The 18,234-nt window shown below is 42.2% G+C and carries 16 protein-coding genes; 4 read left to right on the forward strand and 12 right to left on the reverse strand.

The features are described 5' to 3' along the window. Window positions 1-5: 5 nt before the first annotated feature. The 8 genes from LDO51_RS07445 to LDO51_RS07480 all read right to left on the reverse strand — a co-directional run bounded on the left by LDO51_RS07445 (window position 6) and on the right by LDO51_RS07480 (window position 8,234). Window positions 6-515, reverse strand: a complete 510-nt coding sequence (locus tag LDO51_RS07445; protein WP_225576937.1) for a fimbrial protein — start codon at window positions 513-515, stop codon at window positions 6-8. Window positions 516-523: 8 nt separating this feature from the next. Beyond that, a complete protein-coding gene (locus LDO51_RS07450) occupies window positions 524-1,405 on the reverse strand; it encodes a FimD/PapC N-terminal domain-containing protein (protein ID WP_225576938.1) in 882 nt (293 codons plus the stop codon). Window positions 1,406-1,427: 22 nt separating this feature from the next. Next, on the reverse strand, window positions 1,428-2,096 hold the full coding sequence (locus LDO51_RS07455; protein ID WP_225576939.1) for a fimbrial biogenesis chaperone: 669 nt from the start codon (window positions 2,094-2,096) through the stop codon (window positions 1,428-1,430). 54 nt (window positions 2,097-2,150) lie between these two features. Beyond that, window positions 2,151-2,672 carry a fimbrial protein gene (locus LDO51_RS07460; RefSeq protein ID WP_225576940.1) on the reverse strand — a complete coding sequence of 174 codons (522 nt, stop codon included), beginning with the start codon at window positions 2,670-2,672 and terminating at the stop codon, window positions 2,151-2,153. A 307-nt stretch (window positions 2,673-2,979) separates the two neighbouring features. Beyond that, window positions 2,980-4,428, reverse strand: coding sequence for a nitrogen regulation protein NR(I) (gene glnG, locus LDO51_RS07465; protein ID WP_225576941.1), 1,449 nt, complete (start codon window positions 4,426-4,428; stop codon window positions 2,980-2,982). A 9-nt stretch (window positions 4,429-4,437) separates the two neighbouring features. Beyond that, window positions 4,438-5,487 carry a nitrogen regulation protein NR(II) gene (glnL, locus tag LDO51_RS07470; RefSeq protein ID WP_225576942.1) on the reverse strand — a complete coding sequence of 350 codons (1,050 nt, stop codon included), beginning with the start codon at window positions 5,485-5,487 and terminating at the stop codon, window positions 4,438-4,440. 164 nt (window positions 5,488-5,651) lie between these two features. Beyond that, window positions 5,652-7,061, reverse strand: a complete 1,410-nt coding sequence (glnA, locus tag LDO51_RS07475) for a glutamate--ammonia ligase (protein ID WP_225576943.1) — start codon at window positions 7,059-7,061, stop codon at window positions 5,652-5,654. Between the two features lie 348 nt (window positions 7,062-7,409). Further along, window positions 7,410-8,234, reverse strand: a complete 825-nt coding sequence (locus LDO51_RS07480) for a helix-turn-helix transcriptional regulator (RefSeq protein ID WP_225576944.1) — start codon at window positions 8,232-8,234, stop codon at window positions 7,410-7,412. A gap of 426 nt (window positions 8,235-8,660) precedes the next feature. Between LDO51_RS07480 and typA the strand changes: the two genes are divergently transcribed. Further along, a complete protein-coding gene (typA, locus tag LDO51_RS07485) occupies window positions 8,661-10,484 on the forward strand; it encodes a ribosome-dependent GTPase TypA (protein ID WP_225576945.1) in 1,824 nt (607 codons plus the stop codon). Between the two features lie 84 nt (window positions 10,485-10,568). Here the strand turns inward: typA and LDO51_RS07490 are convergent, their stop codons facing one another. Together LDO51_RS07490 and LDO51_RS07495 are read right to left on the reverse strand one after the other, a co-directional pair. Next, complete coding sequence (locus tag LDO51_RS07490; RefSeq protein ID WP_225576946.1) at window positions 10,569-11,009, reverse strand: helix-turn-helix transcriptional regulator; 441 nt, start codon at window positions 11,007-11,009, stop codon at window positions 10,569-10,571. Continuing rightward, complete coding sequence (locus tag LDO51_RS07495; RefSeq protein WP_225576947.1) at window positions 11,006-12,328, reverse strand: type II toxin-antitoxin system HipA family toxin; 1,323 nt, start codon at window positions 12,326-12,328, stop codon at window positions 11,006-11,008. Before LDO51_RS07495 ends, LDO51_RS07490 begins: the two co-directional genes overlap by 4 nt. Before the next feature lie 291 nt (window positions 12,329-12,619). Between LDO51_RS07495 and yihX the strand changes: the two genes are divergently transcribed. The 3 genes from yihX to fabY are packed head-to-tail and all read left to right on the forward strand — an operon-like array spanning window position 12,620 to window position 14,676. Then, entirely contained in the window at window positions 12,620-13,234 is a 615-nt protein-coding gene (gene yihX, locus LDO51_RS07500) for a glucose-1-phosphatase (protein ID WP_225576948.1), read from the forward strand. A gap of 54 nt (window positions 13,235-13,288) precedes the next feature. Continuing rightward, complete coding sequence (gene dtd / locus LDO51_RS07505; protein ID WP_225577240.1) at window positions 13,289-13,726, forward strand: D-aminoacyl-tRNA deacylase; 438 nt, start codon at window positions 13,289-13,291, stop codon at window positions 13,724-13,726. A gap of 26 nt (window positions 13,727-13,752) precedes the next feature. Next, window positions 13,753-14,676 (forward strand): fatty acid biosynthesis protein FabY, encoded by a 924-nt coding sequence (gene fabY / locus LDO51_RS07510; protein ID WP_225576949.1) that lies wholly within the window; start codon window positions 13,753-13,755, stop codon window positions 14,674-14,676. A gap of 114 nt (window positions 14,677-14,790) precedes the next feature. Here the strand turns inward: fabY and LDO51_RS07515 are convergent, their stop codons facing one another. Both LDO51_RS07515 and LDO51_RS07520 read right to left on the reverse strand, forming a co-directional pair. Continuing rightward, window positions 14,791-16,566, reverse strand: a complete 1,776-nt coding sequence (locus LDO51_RS07515; protein WP_225576950.1) for an AsmA family protein — start codon at window positions 16,564-16,566, stop codon at window positions 14,791-14,793. Window positions 16,567-16,691: 125 nt separating this feature from the next. Continuing rightward, window positions 16,692-18,080 carry a uracil-xanthine permease family protein gene (locus tag LDO51_RS07520; protein ID WP_225576951.1) on the reverse strand — a complete coding sequence of 463 codons (1,389 nt, stop codon included), beginning with the start codon at window positions 18,078-18,080 and terminating at the stop codon, window positions 16,692-16,694. Between the last annotated feature and the right edge of the window lie 154 nt (window positions 18,081-18,234).

Genomic DNA, 18,234 nt, shown 5'->3' on the forward strand with positions numbered 1-18,234 from the left:
TGTGATTAGTTATAGGCCATAACAAACTCGACATGGCGGCGAAAAGTTCCCGCAACCATGACATTATTCAAGCTAGTGATACGTGTAGAAAAAGGAATTTCAGCTTGGCGAGTTTGTAAGTTAATTGGGGTTGTAATTTGGGTACCGTTTTTTACACGGCTTAAACGGGTTCCCGTGACTAAATCTAAAGCCACATTTTTCGCTGTACCGCTGTTGATAAAATAATCTGAGTTAGTGGGTGCGGCGGTTCCTGTTAATCTCCTAACAGATTCACGGGTATTCGTAGGGCAATCTTTTAATTTAATACTAAAATTTATCCATGGAGCTTGTTGACCATTGCGAAGGTTTGCAATATTAGTTGTTTTCAAATCAATCACATAATTAGTTTGTTCTATCGGGCAAGGAGCCGCTTTTATATTACCGTTAAAATTTAAGGTAATGCTATCTCCTGCTACACAGTAGAAGCTTAATAATCGTGGTCCAACAAAAATGGAAAACATCCAGTTACTTTTCATCGTCGCTCCTATTCATAGAGAATATTCACAACAGCGGTGGAGTTAGCTACTTCTGGAGTCATCGTCGGAGCTGTTTGTATGTAGCGCGCTTTCCAGTTAAATAGGTAATCCCCGTTGGGAACACTATCAAAAACCATCGAAGGCGAGACGCCATCACCTACGGTTACCAGGCTTTTGATTGGGCTAATATTACGGGTGCCATAAGTGTAAACATTATTCCATTGACTGAACCAGTCGTCATTGTTCGACCATGTGGAGTCGTTTCGAAAACGCCATGATCCCCAATTAAGGCTCGGACGTAAGTTAATATAGTGTGTTGTCGTGGTGCCGTTATGCTTTCGAGTGTGATCTTTTGACCCACTGTAGCTGTAGTTTAGTATTGCAGCATTGATGCCATTATCCACTTGAGATAAATCAATGTAGCCTCTAGGAGCATTGTTCAAGGCGATTTGCGAAATGCGGAGATATAGGCGTTGAGTATTAAAATCAAACTCACTTTTTGTATCTGGAATCACTGATAAGTTTGTACCAGCTAATTGCTCTTTTTGTAGGACGGGGAAAAGCTCTGTTTTGATACCAAATTGCTTTAAATCAGGTAAAGATAGGCATGGTGATAATTTATTCTGGTTGCCTTGAATGAATAATATTTTTTGAGCATCAATGTCATTTTTAGTCACGTAGATATAGACAAAATAGATCCCAACTAACTGGTTTTGACTCTCAAATAGAGATAAGTCGATGTTTTCTTTATTTCGACCTTCTAGAAAGTCAGGTTCAAAATAGTCGACATCATTATCAATTATATTTCTATCATCTTTCTGTGCTTTAGTGGTGGCATGAGAAAATGTTATATTTAAAAAACATAAAAAGATAAAAATATATATTTTCATTTCCACCTCACAGTACGAAAATCTAAATGCTCTTTTCTGTAACCTTGGTTGAAGCACCATAATCATTAATCAATTCCCATTTGATTGTTCCATGAAGGATGGGATCATTGATGCTAAAAGAGGATGAAGAAAAAGGGGCAACATAAGTGACATTTTTTAAATTTTTTCCATTAAAAGAAATTCTCTGGAAGTTGATATAATAAGGTGTTGGGTTTTTTACTGTTAATGTTTTTTTTGTTTTAGACCAAATCATCTTTTTCTGTTCATTATTAAAATTGACATCTTTTAATGATGATGGTCGATAAATTAATTTCATTTGAGATCTAAAGGCAATTTGTAATGAATTCTCTTTAAATTTCACATCGGGAATGTTTTTAATATTTAGCCAGAATAACGACTCTCGATTATCGGGTAATGTATTCTCAGTTAAAAAAATACGCAGTGTATTTATGTTCTCTGCTGGGAGTTTAAATAGCGATGGCGTAATAGAAAAAAATGACTGGGGATTATTTTCACCATCATCAATCCATGATTGAATTAAATAAGCAATTTCATCAGGGTTTTCAATGATTATGCTCACATCTTTGACGCCTTCATTATAAATAACACGAGTTCCTCCAATAATAACACCAGCATATGCAGTTGTTATTAGAGTAAAAAATAATAAAAAAAAAGAGAAATAGTTCTTCATATTTCCACCATCAGTATGGGATCAATTTTATTGATGTTAATTATTAAGGTTAATTTAGTTATAAATAATTAAAAATGGTGCAGAAGCGTTGGCAGAACCTGGAGTGACTGGAATCGCTTTGGCAATATAATTGGCAGTAAAATTAAGGTCATTTTCAAAATTCGATAATAAAGGGTATTCACTGGATGATGACAACAAGGTAATGACTGCATTTCTGTCATCGGTAAGTTGAACACCCACACCTGTTGCATTAGACGTGGACTTTAATGCTATCACGGTATTGTCATTTGTATAAGGTGTTGCATCGAATGAGACCTTAGCGCTTGTGATAGCGATAGGGCAATTAATTAATTTTATTGAAAATGGAACAGATGTTGATTTACTTCCTACACTAGGAAAATTAGCTTTTGGAATTTGACCTAGATTGATTCGTATATTTTTTGACTCTGTTTTTACTTCACAGGCTTGGTCAATAATATCACCTATAAACTCAATATTGCCATCAGCAGTGAATCCGGGGTTGATAAATAAAAATCCTATACCAATAGTTAGATTTTTAAATGAAAGTGCTTTCATTTGATTATCTCCAAAAAACAATTATTACATCATTATAATGCTCCTCCTGTTATTTTAGATGGTTTGATTAATGTTTGCTTTTATTTTTTTGTGATTTCCCGATAAAAATACATTTCCATCGATTTTATATATTCAATATAAGATTGATTTTATGATATTGATCTTTATTATTGGTTTTTTAGAGTTTTAATGATGTTTTTTGATGGTCTAGATTTGATTGATGATTATTAAATGCTTTCATTATTGGTTTTTGAATATAAAACCAATAATGAAATAAGAATGATAAATTGGGGGTGATATTAATTTATTACTCTTCTATCCCGAGTTCTTTTAATTTTCGCGTTAGGGTATTTCGACCCCAGCCTAATAAGCGAGCTGCCTCCTGCTTATGTCCGTGAGTATATTTGAGGGCACAATTGAGCATGGTTTTCTCTAATAATGGCATGGCATCATTAAATAAATCTTGCTGACCTGCGTTCAGTGCGGAATTAGTCCATTTTTCTAATAGATCAAACCATGCTAGGTTAGGATCTTGAGGATGGATAGTGGATGAATCAGGATCTTTCGCTAACTTGTTGGATTCTTGCTTATTAAACAGATCGCTCGGTAAATCTTGCGGAAGTATCTCTTGGCTAGCTGCCATCACAGTTAACCAACGGCAGACGTTCTCCAATTGGCGTACATTTCCCGACCAAGAATAGCGTTGAAGAATTTTAATGCTATCAGGATGCAGAACTTTGCTTTCTACCCCTAACTCCTTAGCGGTATTTTGCAAAAAGTAATGGGCGAGGCGAGGAATATCTTCAACGCGTTCGCGTAATGGCGGGAGCTGCACGCGAATAACATTCAATCGATGGAATAAGTCTTCGCGGAATAATCCTTCTTTCACACGTTTTTCTAAATTTTGGTGCGTTGCGGCGATAATCCGTACATCGACCTTAACAGGGGTATATCCACCAATTCGGTAAAATTGTCCTTCAGCCAGCACTCGTAATAAGCGCGTTTGTACATCCAGAGGCATGTCGCCGATTTCATCGAGGAATAGTGAACCTCGGTTGGCTTGCTCAAAACGTCCTTGGCGAACTTGGGATGCGCCTGTAAAAGCCCCTTTTTCGTGACCAAATAGCTCGGATTCAATTAAATCTTTTGGAATAGCCGCCATATTTAAGGCGATAAAAGGTCCATTAGCGCGTGGGCTGTGTTGATGCAAAGCGTGGGCAACTAGCTCTTTACCTGTGCCTGATTCTCCGTTGATAAGCACACTGATCGAGGAGCGGGAAAGACGCCCAATGATTCGATACACTTCCTGCATGGCAGGAGCTTCACCGATCATCGTTGACGAAATCACCGCAGCTTGCGGTTTGTCGCTTACTGTACTGTTTTGTTCACGGCTATGGTTTAGCGCCCGCTCCACTAAGGCAACGGTTTCGTCGATATCAAAAGGCTTAGGGAGATAGTCAAAGGCGCCGGATTGATAAGCATTAACGGCAGCATCTAAATCCGAGTGCGCGGTCATGATAATAATCGGCAGTAATGGATGAGACTGTTTTAATTGGGTAAGTAAAGTAAGCCCATCCATGCCCGGCATACGAATATCACAGAGCAATACGTCAGGGATGTCATTGTTGAAGGCGGCAAGCACCGCATCGGCGCTGTCAAAACAGGTGCAATTAAGTTCGGCACTGTTGAGCGCTCGCTCCAGTACCCAGCGGATTGAACTGTCATCATCAACAACCCAGATTTTCCCCTTTTGCATGGCTATCTCCTATTTTTTGATGGGTAGATAAATAGAAAACTCGGTGTGACCCGGCCAACTGGTAAACTCAATTTTCCCCGCATGCTGATCCACTAAACTGCGTGCAATCGATAAGCCTAAGCCGGTGCCATCAGGGCGCCCGCTGACCATCGGGTAAAATAGCGTATCTTGGATAGCGAGTGGGATACCGGGGCCGTTATCTTCAATATCAATCCGTGCCGCAAGCCGGTAACGCTCCCCTTGCAGCATCACTTGAAATGCAGTGCGGGTACGTAAAGTGATAGTGCCACCGGTGTCGTCAAGGGCTTGCAAAGCATTGCGGGTGATATTGAGCAGCACTTGCTCCACTTGGTCTGGGTAGTATTCAAGATCGGGGAGGCTTGGATCGTAATCGCGAACAAGCGTGACATTGTTGGGTTTTTCTAAGCCGACTAAGCGCATCACATTCTCTACACTATGATGAATACTTTGCTCGGTTTTTGGTCCCGGATATTGTGGCCCTAATAACCTATCGACCAAGGCGCGTAGGCGATCGGCTTGCTCAATAATCACTTGGGTATATTCGTTTAGCTGCGGGTCGGGCAGCGCCTTAGACAATAATTGCGCAGCGCCACGTAATCCCCCTAATGGGTTTTTGATTTCATGGGCAAGTCCACGGATCAATTCACGGGCCGCTAGCTGCTGGGCATTTTGCGCTAACTCTTGGCTAAGGCGTCGCTGGCTATCCAATTGGGACAGCTCGACAAGAATAAATTGGTCGGATAGGGGCTGAGCACTCAAAGACATCATGTGAGAGTGGTTATTGACGACCAGTGTCACTTCGTTTTCGGTAAAACTGTGACCTGTTTTGAGGCTATTGAGCATTTGCTCATCATTTAATGAACAATAATTAAAAAGTAAAGGGAGGGGAGTGCCATATAGCTTACGGGGGCTTTGTGCCAAAATTTGTAAAGCGGCATGGTTGGCATAATGAATGACTAAATCGTAATCCAGCACTAATACGCTGTTGATTAAGGAATCGAGGAGATGTTCGGGGACAGGTAAATGCTCGGCTTTCATGTAATATTGCTCCTGCACTATTTTGGTGCATTATACGTTATTTACTGATTAACCGATACGTCGAAGCCAATATTTGCTGTTTATCACTCGGTGCAGAGAAAAGGCCCCATCCAAAGATGGGGCAAGTGCTTCACGGCAACAAAGACTATCAGTGGAACGGCGTGTTACGCACTGTAGTACATTTCAAATTCGAGTGGGTGTGGTGCCATACGAACGCGTTGGATATCAGCACGCAGTAATTCGATGTAAGCGTCGATAGCATCGTTAGTAAATACACCACCACGAGTTAAGAACTCACGGTTTTTATCCAGTTCAGCCAATGCTTCTTCTAAAGAACCCGCAACTGTTGGGATCTCTTTGGCTTCTTCTGGCGGTAAGTCATACAGGTTTTTGTCCATCGCATCGCCCGGGTGGATCTTGTTGATGATGCCATCAAGACCTGCCATTAACTGAGCAGCAAACGCTAAGTATGGGTTAGCCGCTGGGTCTGGGAAGCGAACTTCGATACGACGTGCTTTTGTGCTTGCAACCACTGGGATACGGATAGAGGCAGAGCGGTTACGTGCAGAGTAAGCCAGCATTACTGGTGCTTCAAAACCTGGGACTAAACGCTTGTAGGAGTTAGTCGTTGGGTTAGTGAATGCGTTCAGTGCGCGAGCGTGTTTGATGATACCGCCGATGTAGTACAGCGCCATCTCAGATAACCCGCCGTATTTATCGCCTGCAAATAGGTTCACACCACCTTTAGATAAAGACATGTGGCAGTGCATACCTGAACCGTTATCGCCAACTAATGGTTTTGGCATAAAGGTTGCTGTTTTGCCGTATGCGTGTGCAACGTTGTGGACAACGTATTTGTAAATTTGAGTCTCATCCGCTTTTTTGGTCATGGTGTTAAAGCGAGTTGCGATTTCGTTTTGACCTGCGGTTGCCACTTCATGGTGGTGAGCTTCAACCACTAAGCCCATCTCTTCCATCGTGGTGCACATAGCCGAACGTAAATCTTGTGATGAGTCTACTGGTGGTACTGGGAAGTAACCGCCTTTCACTGCTGGGCGATGACCTTTGTTACCGCCTTCGTATTTAGTGCCTGTGTTCCATGCGGCTTCGATATCATCGATGTGATAGTAGCTGCTGTGCATGCTGTTGCCGAAGCGGATGTCATCGAACACGAAAAATTCTGGTTCAGGCCCAAATAATACTATATCCGCAATGCCGCTAGAGCGCAGGAAATCTTCAGCGCGTTTAGAGATAGAGCGAGGGTCGCGATCGTAACCTTGCATAGTGCCCGGTTCTAAAATGTCGCAACGAATAATTAAGGTATTATCGGCGTAGAATGGATCTAACATTGCGGTAGATGCATCAGGCATTAACACCATGTCAGATTCGTTGATGCCTTTCCAGCCACCGATGGATGACCCATCAAACATTTGACCTTCTTCAAAAAAGTCTTCGTCAACTTGATGAGCAGGGATAGTGATGTGTTGCTCTTTACCTTTGGTATCAGTAAAACGCAGATCAATAAATCTTACATTGTGCTCTTCGATTAACGACAAAACATGTTTAGCGGACATTCTCGGCTCTCCTGGTCGGGTCTAATCAACTCACGCAGCGGTTAAGGTGTGCATGAGCTGGTTTATCTGGCTTCGCAAGATTAATGATTATTTCATTAACAATATTGCAAGCTCTCTAGGGTGATATAAGCAAAAAGCACGCCAACTTTTAAAACCATCGTAAATGGGGATGATGACAAGAAGATGGCAATGATTAGGCTAAAAAACAGTCTATCACTGCGCTGTATTGGTGCAAGAAAAAGATTTATTGCACCAATGTGGTGCAATAAATGGAGGGAGGAAATAAAAACGGCGCAGTACCATTGATTGGCGCCACACCGTTGGTATTTTTAGAGAGATAAAAAAGGTTTATTCGTCATTACTGTCAGTTAATAACGTATTCACTTCTTCAATTTGTTTGACGGCATCGTTGATGATCGCTGCAATTTGATGAGTTTGCTCTTCATTTAATTGCTTGAGCACCATCTTATGGCGGAGCAGGGCTTTAAAACGGCTCAATGCCATTTCGATATCTTCTGATAAGTTGCTGCCTTGCTGTAGCTCACGGGCTTTGGCTAATTTACGGCTGATAACGGCTTCAGTTTCTTTATTCTGCGCGAGGTGTTCAGCCCCTTCAGGAGTAATAGAGAAACTTTTGCGGTTACGCTCGACAATTTGGGATTCCAAAAAGCCTTGTTCTTCTAATAGGGTTAAGGTTGGGTAGATGACCCCAGGGCTTGGTACATATAAGCCATTAGACGCTTCTTGGATGTCTTTAATGATTTCATAGCCATAGCTTGGTTTTTTTGCCACTAAAGAGAGCACCATAATATGGAGATCTCCATGGTCAAATAGGCGACGTAAGCCTTTGCCGCGCCCGCGACGCCCTTCGCCGTGACAGCCTTCACCGTGTCCACGACCGCGACGACCTTCGCCGTGACAGCCTTCACCGAGTTCACGACCGCGACGACCTTCGCCGTGACAGCCTTCACCGTGTCCACGACCGCGACGACCTTCGCCGTGACAGCCTTCACCGTGTTCACGACCATGACGACCTTCGCCGTGGCAACATTCACTGTGGTCATGCCCATGACGATGTTCTTGGTGTTCGCCATTGTGGCAGCAGCCACCGTGTCCTCGTTGATGTTCATCATGATGTGAGGCATAAACATGACGGCATTGATGTATTTTCATAGGAACCTCTGTTATATTTCGATATATCTAAATTGTGTTGAATAGGTTCACTTTATTCCGATATATCTAAACTGTCAAATTAGATATATCTAAATAATGAAAAATACATTTAAAAGAGTGATAGGCGAAGAAAGTTTATTTTTTATTCTTTTTTTCGGCTGCTAATATTTCCTTTTTAGCGTATTATCCTGCCACTTTGTGATTTCCTAGTGCTGATAATTGCTATTTTTTTGAGCATCTTTGCACGACGACGCAACTGAATGTTTTTTAGCTAAAAACTTTTTTAATAGTGATGGCTTTCACATTTATTCCACTTGTGTGAAAAAACGTGTAAAATAACAGCAAATTAACGTAGAAAGTATGCTTTGGGCATTACAACAACTCATAAAGCATATTCCTTTCCTGTCAATTAAACGGTAAAAATCCTTGTCAATTCAAAACTTAAGAAACATCGCCATCATCGCTCACGTTGACCATGGCAAGACAACACTGGTTGGTAAATTACTGCAACAGTCCGGTACTTTCGGTGAACGCGAAACTGTTGATGAGCGTGTTATGGACTCCAATGACTTGGAGAAAGAGCGTGGTATTACAATCCTTGCTAAAAACACCGCTATCCAATGGAATGGTTATCACATCAATATCGTAGACACCCCAGGTCACGCCGACTTTGGTGGTGAAGTTGAACGTGTTATGTCCATGGTTGACTGCGTTCTGCTGGTTGTTGATGCGATGGACGGCCCAATGCCACAAACTCGCTTCGTAACGCAAAAAGCGTTCGACCACGGTTTACGTCCAATTGTTGTTATCAACAAAGTTGACCGCCCAGGCGCGCGTCCTGATTGGGTTGTTGACCAAGTATTCGACTTATTCGTGAACTTAGGTGCTACGGATGAGCAATTAGATTTCCCTATCGTTTATGCATCTGCATTAAACGGTATCGCTGGTCTTGACCATACTGATATGGCTGAAGACATGACTCCACTGTACGAAGCTATCGTGGAACACGTTGAACCGCCAGCAGTTGATCTGGACGGTCCATTCCAGATGCAAGTTTCTCAGTTAGATTACAACAGCTACTTAGGTGTTATCGGTATTGGTCGTATCAAGCGTGGTACGGTTAAACCTAACCAACAAGTGACTGTTATCGACAGCGAAGGTAAGACTCGTAACGGTAAAATTGGTAAAGTTCTGACTCACTTAGGTTTAGAGCGTATTGATTCACAACAAGCTGAAGCAGGCGACATTGTTGCATTGACTGGTTTAGGTGAACTGAATATTTCTGACACTATCTGCCAAGTGGGTAACGTTGAAGCACTGCCTGCACTGGCGGTTGATGAGCCTACAGTTAGCATGTTCTACTGTGTTAACACCTCGCCATTCTGTGGTAAAGAAGGTAAGTTCGTTACTTCACGTCAAATCCTTGATCGTCTGAATAAAGAACTGGTTCACAACGTGGCACTGCGTGTTGAAGAAACTCAAGATCCAGATGCATTCCGCGTTTCTGGTCGTGGTGAGCTGCACTTATCTGTTCTGATCGAAAACATGCGTCGTGAAGGCTTCGAATTAGCGGTTTCTCGTCCAAAAGTTATCATTCGTGAAATCGATGGTCGTAAACAAGAGCCATTCGAACAAGTGACTTTGGATGTTGAAGAACAAAACCAAGGCGACGTGATGAAAGCGTTAGGTGAGCGTAAAGGTGACCTGCGTGACATGATGCCAGACGGTAAAGGCCGTGTACGTTTAGACTACATCATTCCTAGCCGTGGTCTGATTGGCTTCCGTACTGAATTCATGACGATGACTTCAGGTACTGGCTTACTGTACTCTACATTCAGCCATTACGACGATGTTCGCCCAGGCGAAATCGGTGGCCGTCAAAACGGTGTTCTGATCTCTAACGGTCAAGGTAAAGCAGTTGCATACGCACTGTACAGCCTGCAAGATCGCGGTAAGTTATTCTTAGGTCACGGTGCTGAAGTGTATGAAGGCCAAATCATCGGTATTCACTCACGCTCTAACGACCTGACTGTTAACTGCTTAACCGGTAAAAAACTGACTAACATGCGTGCATCAGGTACTGATGAAGCGACAACGCTGTCACCACCTATCAAAATGACTCTGGAACAAGCTCTTGAGTTTATCGATGATGATGAATTAGTTGAAGTGACTCCACTGTCAATTCGTCTGCGTAAGCGTCACTTGACAGAGAACGATCGCCGTCGTGCAGGCCGTTCTAAAGAAGATTAATCGTTAGTCTTTGAAATAGGCATTGAGTTTTGAATGCCCTATAAAATGCAAAAGCCAAGTTAATTATTTAGCTTGGCTTTTATTTTAGCGATTCTCTGAGAGTCTTTTTAATATATCGAATGATATTGGCACCAGAGCCAACCTAAATTTGAATGGCTTAGTTATGGCGTTGAGCGTTTCGACAGAGAGATTCCCTCGGTTGTTTTCAATATCAGAGATAGTTTTTCGTGAAACTCCAACCAATTTGGCAAACTGCTCTTGGTTTAAATTAAGAAATTTCTTTCTTAGTTGTTGAATGCCCTCCCCAATAGTGATTTCTCCATGAAGTAATTTTGTGGATATTTCTAGATAATAGCGTTCCCTGCTTTCCAGTATTGGTTTGCGCTCGTTCTGAATATGGCTTTTTAATTTTAATTGTTCGGTTGAATTACCCCGATTAATGTGTAAATCGTGCAGTTCTTCTCTCCGCTCCTGTTTTTTGATCCGCTCGATTTCTGTGATCATTTCTAGTTTTTTATCGGTCATACTAACCCCCATCGTGTTAATTTTTCAGGGATAAAATCAAATCCAAAAGTTGGCATGTTGAGAATACTGTCGGGAACACCGCGTTTCTGTAGCCTTTCTTTTAAGCCGACTAATTGAGTTGCAGTTCTTTTTATCTCTTTGATAATAATGTTTACATCAGCTAAATCAGAGAATGATTTTGCAATACCAATATAATCAAACTCACCAGCTTGCTCATATTGTGTAGACCATTTTGCCGTACGTGAAATACCTTCAGGGTCGGCTTTCATTGGTGCAAAATCATAAATTGGGGCAAATTTTATTTGGTTATCAAACAGAATAAAGGACGTATTTCGGCCATGATTATCACTATTACCAAAAATAACGTTTAGCAAGTCTCGGTTTATCCATTCCGCTATATATTCTTCTCGGGTAAATGCTGATTTTATATTGTTATTTTCAATAAGTTGCAGTAAATCTCTGATCATTTTTTCATTATGCAAAGATGCTCCTGGCCCCATATTTAAAATAGAATATACAGATTGTATTGAGGGCTTGCTGATGACATCTCTGGAGCGTTGGATATCAAAGCGAGGTAGCCATAAGGAAGGGATATTACTTTCAAGGAGCTTCATGGTCGCTGTTTCTATGGTATTAAAACCCAGAGCAGCCAATTCATGGTAGTAATGAAATTCGGTACGTAGAATATCGCAATCTATTGGACTTCGACTTCCCCTCGGATATTTCACTAGATAAGCAAGGTCGTCTGGGCGATATGAATAGTCTTGATGATAATCTATCCAGATATGGTCATCGTCAGTATAGCGAAGCAATAGCTTTGGTGCTTCACCTCCTGCCCCCGTAGCGCCTCCCGCAATTCCTCCTTTTTCATGAGCATAATCTAAAAAGTCAGAAGACCTTTCGGTGACATCGCTGAGTGTAAAAAATAGCTCTTTTTTCTCTAATTGGTCATCGATTGATTCTTTTGATCTTAAATTACCAATAGGGGCAGCAGTGGCATATTTTAGCAGGATGTAATCTTGAGCGTTTGTACTGAGGTTTTTAATATCAAGCTTTTGAACCCAAAAACGTCGACTAGCGCCGCTAGGGAGTAGGTCATCTAAAAAATGGTTTTCTTTATTAAAATCATAAGGAAATAATTGTGTTGGGTAATTTATTGACACGGAGTGATTATCACATAAATTTAAATTCTCTAATGCGTAATCAAAACTGTAATTAACCCGAGACACCTTAAAATCACTTGAAAATTCAATAGATGCAACATCTATCCATTTCTGCTCAATGTATGCTTCAAGAGTGATATTTTTTAAGTCATCCACATCGTTGCTCCTCAAAAGATTTATTGCAGTCTATTGAGTAGTATAGTGCTCATTTTTTATGAGTCAAAGGCTATTATGAGTAATATATTACTCTTTTATGTTTATTGGTTTTGACTAAGTGAGATGGGAACCAAGAGAGATGATTGAAAAATAGATAAAGTAGGATGTTTTTATGATCAATTTGCTTAATCGATAAATTGAAAAAATAACCTTAATAATCCTCAATTAGGGCTGTTCAGTTGCCTCAATAATGATTAAAGTAAATTTAATGAATAACTAAGAGGACAATTTATGCTGTATATCTTCGATATGGGTAATGTGATTATTGATATCGACTTCAATCGTGTGTTTGATAAGTGGTCTGAACTAAGTGGTACCCCAAGTTCAGAAATCAAAAAGCGATTTACTTTTGGCAATATCTTCCAACTTCATGAGTGTGGCAAAATTTCAGATATCGAATTTGCTGAACTGCTCTGTGAAGAGATGGGTATCACCCTAAGCTTTGAAGATTTTGCGGAAGGCTGGCACTCAATTTTCATCTCACTAAGACCAGAAGTCATTGATATTATGGAACGTCTGCGTGAGCAAGGTCATCGCGTTGTCGTGTTATCTAACACCAATCGCCTGCACCTTGATTATTGGCCAGAACACTACCCTGAAATTGCAGCGTCCTCTGACTTCCTATATCTATCCCAAGATTTAGGCATGCGTAAGCCAGACCCAGAAATTTTCAAATATGTTCTGGAATCTGAAGAATTTGAAGCAGCTGATGCGGTGTTCTTTGATGATGTAGAAGAAAACGTAAAAGCAGCTGAAGCACTTGGCATCAAAGGTGTTCATGTCTTGAATAAAGACACCGTTCCTGAATATTTTCGTACTTACGACTTTAGTGCCGAAGTAGAATAATCCAGTTCTTAATAAGGAGTAATGGCGACGTTACTCCTTTTTTATCGAGTCCCCATGATTGCATTAATCCAAAGAGTCACTCACGCGAGTGTCGTTGTTGATGAAAAAACAGTAGGGCAAATTGGCCCTGGTCTTTTAGTTCTGCTCGGTGTTGAAAAAGACGATGATGAGCAGAAAGCAAAACGCCTTTGTGAGAAAGTCCTTGGATATCGTATTTTTAGCGATGAACAGGGCAAAATGAACCTTAACGTTCAACAAGCAGGCGGAAGCTTATTAGTGGTTTCACAGTTTACATTGGCCGCAGATACCAAGAAAGGAATGCGCCCAAGTTTCTCCGGCGGAGCGGAACCGGCGAAAGCGGATCAGTTGTATCAATATTTTGTTGAGCAAAGCCGTGCACAAGGCATCGCGACAGAAACGGGTGAATTTGCGGCGGACATGCAAGTTAATTTGACCAATGATGGTCCAGTCACTTTTTGGCTTCAAGTGTAGAAAAATCGCTTAAGGGAGGGGGAGAGATGTACCACCTACGGACACCGAAAGATGAACTTGAATTCGCTGCATACTACCAATTTCGTTGGTCAATGCTGCGAGAACCGTTCAAACAACCCCTTGGCTCTGAAAAGGACGGTTATGATTTAACCGCTCACCATCAAATGGTGGTCGATGAAAAAAATCGCATTTTGGCCATTGGGCGCCTGTATATTAATGCCGATAATGAAGGCGCTATTCGTTTTCTCGCCGTTAACCCTGTCATGCAAGGCAAGGGCTTAGGCAAACTTATTATTATGGCGCTTGAAACTATTGCAAGGCGTGAAGGCGTTAAACGCATCGTTTCCAGTGTTCGAGAAGAAGCCGTACCTTTCTTCGCTAAAATGGGTTTTGAAAGTCGTGGCGAAGTCACTGGGGAGCTGAAAACCCCTGTTCGACACTATTTGATGATCAAACCGATTGAAACCCTTGACCAAATTCTCCATCGTCCGGATTGGTGCGGTGAGCTTCAGCAAGCTTGGCACAAGCATATTCCATTGAGTGAAAAAATGGGTGTACGTATTGAACAGTACACAGGAAAGCGCTTTGTGACGACAATGCCAGAAGCAGGGAACCAAAATCCTCATAATACTATTTTTGCTGGAAGCCAGTTTTCTCTTGCCACTTTAACTGGCTGGGGAATGATTTGGTTACTGCTGCAAGAGCATCAATTAGGCGGTGAAATTGTTCTGGTAGATGCCAATATTCGCTATGCAAAGCCCGTTAGTGGACGCCCAACTGCAGTGGCTGATCTCTCACATCTTAGCGGGGATTTAGACCGTCTTGCCCGAGGAAGTAAAGCGCGGGTGAAACTCGAAGTGCATGTGAGCAATGCAGAAAATCAAGTGGGTGCGGTATTTAGCGGTGTCTATATGGTGCTACCAGAAACCAAAAAAGAGGAAAGCGCTTAATGCCGTTAGGTGGTGAATTGTTTTCAGTTGAATCATAGTTTTCAAGTGGATAATCGAAAAAGCAGGCTACCCGAAGGGGCGAGCCTGCTTTTTATTATTTATTAATTCACTACTTTATTGCGTAACAATATCAGGAACATGCCTATCAACAGGGTAGGTATTTTCTGTTGGTGCAGTGTGTGATTCTGGTGCTTGCTCTACAGCGACGACGCCAGACGCCACATGACCATCAATCACAGTGCGCAGCAGAGTGCTTCCTTGAAGCGGCTTAGCGGTTAACTTTCCATTAAGGCTTGATGCTAGCGGTGATGCGAGTAAATCCCCTTGTAATGATGCCTCGAAATCTCCCCACATTTGTGGTGAAAAGCCTGACCAGCCCCATTGGTTTAAATTACCTAAATCAATGTTAGTGCCTGATGCTCGTAATTCAAAAGGTGCTTTATTCGGCTCTTGCTGTGCCAGTAAACCGATTTTTGCGATACCACGGTCAACGCTGCCGCTGAGACTGACGGCGGTGCGGCCATGACTTCCTGCAATCTCTAAAAGTGGACGGCGGATCATCACTTGGTTGATGGTACCAGCATCGGCATTGAAGGTAGCCTGTCCCTTCCAAATTCCCCATTGTTTTTGTTTGATCAGGTCAACATAGCGAACGCTACCGCTCAACGCGGTAAATTCGAAAGGAAACTCAGGTTGGATATTCATCAGCAAAGATTGCGTAACGGTGAAGTTATCAATGGAGAATGTGGATAACCACTCTGGTGCGGGTTGAGCAAAGAACGACAGCCAGTTATCCGGCAAGGTATACAGAACTCCAGCCAGTGTTCCCTCATTGATGGTCAGTGATTTATTATTACGTTGCCAAATCGCACTGAGGTTAAAAATACCTTTATTGTAGTAGCCTGAGAGCTTATCAATATTGAGATTATCACCGTCAATACTCAGCTCACCGATGAGCGTATCAACCTGTTGGTCTTGGATAACTAATTGATCAACATTGAAATTAATATGGCTTTTGGGGCTACTCCAACTCCCTCTCACTAAGGCAATTTGGTCGACTTCGCTACTCAGACCCGATAGTGCCCAGTCACGCCCTTGAATATCCACATTGGTCAGCTGTAATTGGCTGATTTGCAAAGTTCGGTCACTGTTTATCGCATCAAACAGCGCATCAAAGGTTAAGTCATTCTGCCAGCCCACTTTATTCATCGACAGCTTATCAATGACGATAGAACCATCAGCAAACCATTTTCCTTTACCGGTGATCGCTCCGTTATTAAGATAGCCGCTGACTTGGCTAAAGTCCGTGATTTTTTCTTGTAATTTCCCCGTGATCGCGACATTTCTAAAAGGGAGGGAATTCAAGGTTAGTTGGCTGGTGGTAAAGCGAAAATCACCGTAACCAAATGGATTTTCAGGTGTTGGTTTCCACGGGGTTATTCCCCCTGTAAACCCTGCGACTTGAACGGTGTTTTTGCCTTGAGTTAATTGAATTTGGCTATTTTCAAATTGTAGGACTTTTGCAGAAAGCGGTAGCGGCAATGTGTTATCGGTAAAGTTCGCAGATAGGTCACCTTGGGTGATGGTTAAGCGTTGAATGGCTTCACCACTGAAAATATGTCGCCAATTGATATCCACCACAATTTGCCGAGCGTCCAACTCTAGCTGCTTGTTGCTTGATTCAATCTTAATGTCTTGGAAAATAAATTTACCCGGCTCCGAGAGCTGATGTCCCATAATGCCGGCGTTAATATCGTAAGGTGTAAATTTACTCAGAAGTTGGCTGGCGTAACCTGCTCCCCATCGGGTTTGTAAGGCAATATAACAGGCAAGAAATACAATCAAAAGAAGCAGAAAAATATAGCCGAAAAACCTTAGTAACCCTTTCACGTTTGTCTGCTCCCTTATCAATCAGATGAAAATAGAAATTGCCGACATGTTTAATATATCGGCAATTCAAGGATAGCATACAGAAGAACCGCCGGCGTGTTCAACTCTTGCGGCGGTGAAGGAAACTATTTTTCGGGAGGGAAAATCAAGTTCAGTACAATCGCAGTTAAACCACCGGCAGCAATACCCGATGAGAATAGGGTTTTCAGCCAGTCAGGCGCAAATTGTAGAATGAGAGGCTGTTGAGAAACACCCATTCCCACTGCTAAAGACAATGCAATGATCATAATTGCACGGCGGTTGAGTGCTTCACGAGAAACGATACGCACACCGGATGCAGCGATTGTGCCGAACATCACAATGGTTGCGCCACCCAGAACAGGTTCAGGAATTTGTTGCACAAAACCCGCCACCGCAGGGAATAGACCCAGAATCACTAACATCAACGCCACTAAGTACCCTACATAGCGACTGGCTACGCCAGTTAATTGAATGACGCCATTGTTTTGACCAAAACAGGAGTTAGGGAAAGTATTAAACACCGCGGAGACCATGGAGTTTAGTCCATTCGCTAATACACCGCCTTTAATACGTTTCATATAGAGAGGACCACGTACTGGCTGCTCAGAGACATCCGACGTTGCGGTGATATCACCAATGGTTTCTAACGACGTCACCATGAAAATCAGGATCAGCGGAATGAGTAAATTCCAGTCAAAGGAGAGACCATAATAAAAAGGTTCAGGGATAGTAATCAGAGATTGATTCGCATCACTGGCTTGAGCGGTTGGTAGCATGTTCATCCACCAAGCTGCAAGGTAGCCTACCGCCATTGCAATTACTAAAGATGCGACGCGCAAGTACGGGTTTTTTTGGCGGGTTAGCAGGATAATAACGGCTAACACAATACCTGCAAGAATGAGGTTATCAGGGGAACCAAATGTGTTATCGGCAAGCGCACTGTAACCCCCACCGATTGAGGTTAAACCTACTTGAATCAGTGATAAACCAATGATCATTACCACCACACCAGAAACCAGCGGCGTGATAACTCGACGAGCTAAATGTAAGAAGCGAGACAGGATAACTTCGGTGAGAGCAGCGACCATTAACGTACCGAATAACGCAGCCATCATGGATGGAATATCGGCTCCACCTTGCTTGAGTGCAACACCACCCATAATCAGCGGTGCAACAAAGTTGAAACTGGTGCCTTGAATGGAAAGTAATCCTGAACCAACAGGCCCCCATGCACGGATCTGAATTAGGGAAGCGATTCCTGAAGCAAACAAAGACATGCTGATGATGCGCTGGGTATCATGGGCCGGTAGCCCAAGCGCTTGGCAGATAAGCATTGCGGGGGTAATCACCGCGACAAACATCGCTAATAGATGCTGTCCAGCAGCAAACAGCGCCTGAGGTAAAGGTGGCCTATCTTCAAGGCGATAGATTAGTTCGCTTTGATTTTGTACTGTTTTTTCAACATTTTGTTCTTCAGATGCCGTTGCGTTCATTATTCCAATTCCACTAGCAAAAAACGCATTTTAAATAGAATAATACAAAAAGCAATCGTTTGCGCTAAATAAAAAAGTATTATTTAAATTTATGAGTATCACATTTTTATATGTTTTAACTTGTATTTATCGCCATTTTTTTTTCTAATCCCTG

Origin of the sequence: Providencia alcalifaciens (assembly GCF_020271745.1) — a bacterium.
Taxonomy (GTDB): Bacteria; Pseudomonadota; Gammaproteobacteria; order Enterobacterales; family Enterobacteriaceae; genus Providencia; species Providencia alcalifaciens_B.

Excerpts from the sequence above, each read along its gene's own strand:
- LDO51_RS07445 (WP_225576937.1), bottom strand. The coding sequence starts at position 515 with ATGAAAAGTAACTGGATGTTTTCCATTTTTGTTGGACCACGATTATTA.
- LDO51_RS07450 (WP_225576938.1), bottom strand. The coding sequence starts at position 1,405 with ATGAAAATATATATTTTTATCTTTTTATGTTTTTTAAATATAACATTT.
- LDO51_RS07455 (WP_225576939.1), bottom strand. The coding sequence starts at position 2,096 with ATGAAGAACTATTTCTCTTTTTTTTTATTATTTTTTACTCTAATAACA.
- LDO51_RS07460 (WP_225576940.1), bottom strand. The coding sequence starts at position 2,672 with ATGAAAGCACTTTCATTTAAAAATCTAACTATTGGTATAGGATTTTTA.
- glnG (WP_225576941.1), bottom strand. The coding sequence starts at position 4,428 with ATGCAAAAGGGGAAAATCTGGGTTGTTGATGATGACAGTTCAATCCGC.
- glnL (WP_225576942.1), bottom strand. The coding sequence starts at position 5,487 with ATGAAAGCCGAGCATTTACCTGTCCCCGAACATCTCCTCGATTCCTTA.
- glnA (WP_225576943.1), bottom strand. The coding sequence starts at position 7,061 with ATGTCCGCTAAACATGTTTTGTCGTTAATCGAAGAGCACAATGTAAGA.
- LDO51_RS07480 (WP_225576944.1), bottom strand. The coding sequence starts at position 8,234 with ATGAAAATACATCAATGCCGTCATGTTTATGCCTCACATCATGATGAA.
- LDO51_RS07490 (WP_225576946.1), bottom strand. The coding sequence starts at position 11,009 with ATGACCGATAAAAAACTAGAAATGATCACAGAAATCGAGCGGATCAAA.
- yihX (WP_225576948.1), top strand. The coding sequence starts at position 12,620 with ATGCTGTATATCTTCGATATGGGTAATGTGATTATTGATATCGACTTC.
- dtd (WP_225577240.1), top strand. The coding sequence starts at position 13,289 with ATGATTGCATTAATCCAAAGAGTCACTCACGCGAGTGTCGTTGTTGAT.
- fabY (WP_225576949.1), top strand. The coding sequence starts at position 13,753 with ATGTACCACCTACGGACACCGAAAGATGAACTTGAATTCGCTGCATAC.
- LDO51_RS07520 (WP_225576951.1), bottom strand. The coding sequence starts at position 18,080 with ATGAACGCAACGGCATCTGAAGAACAAAATGTTGAAAAAACAGTACAA.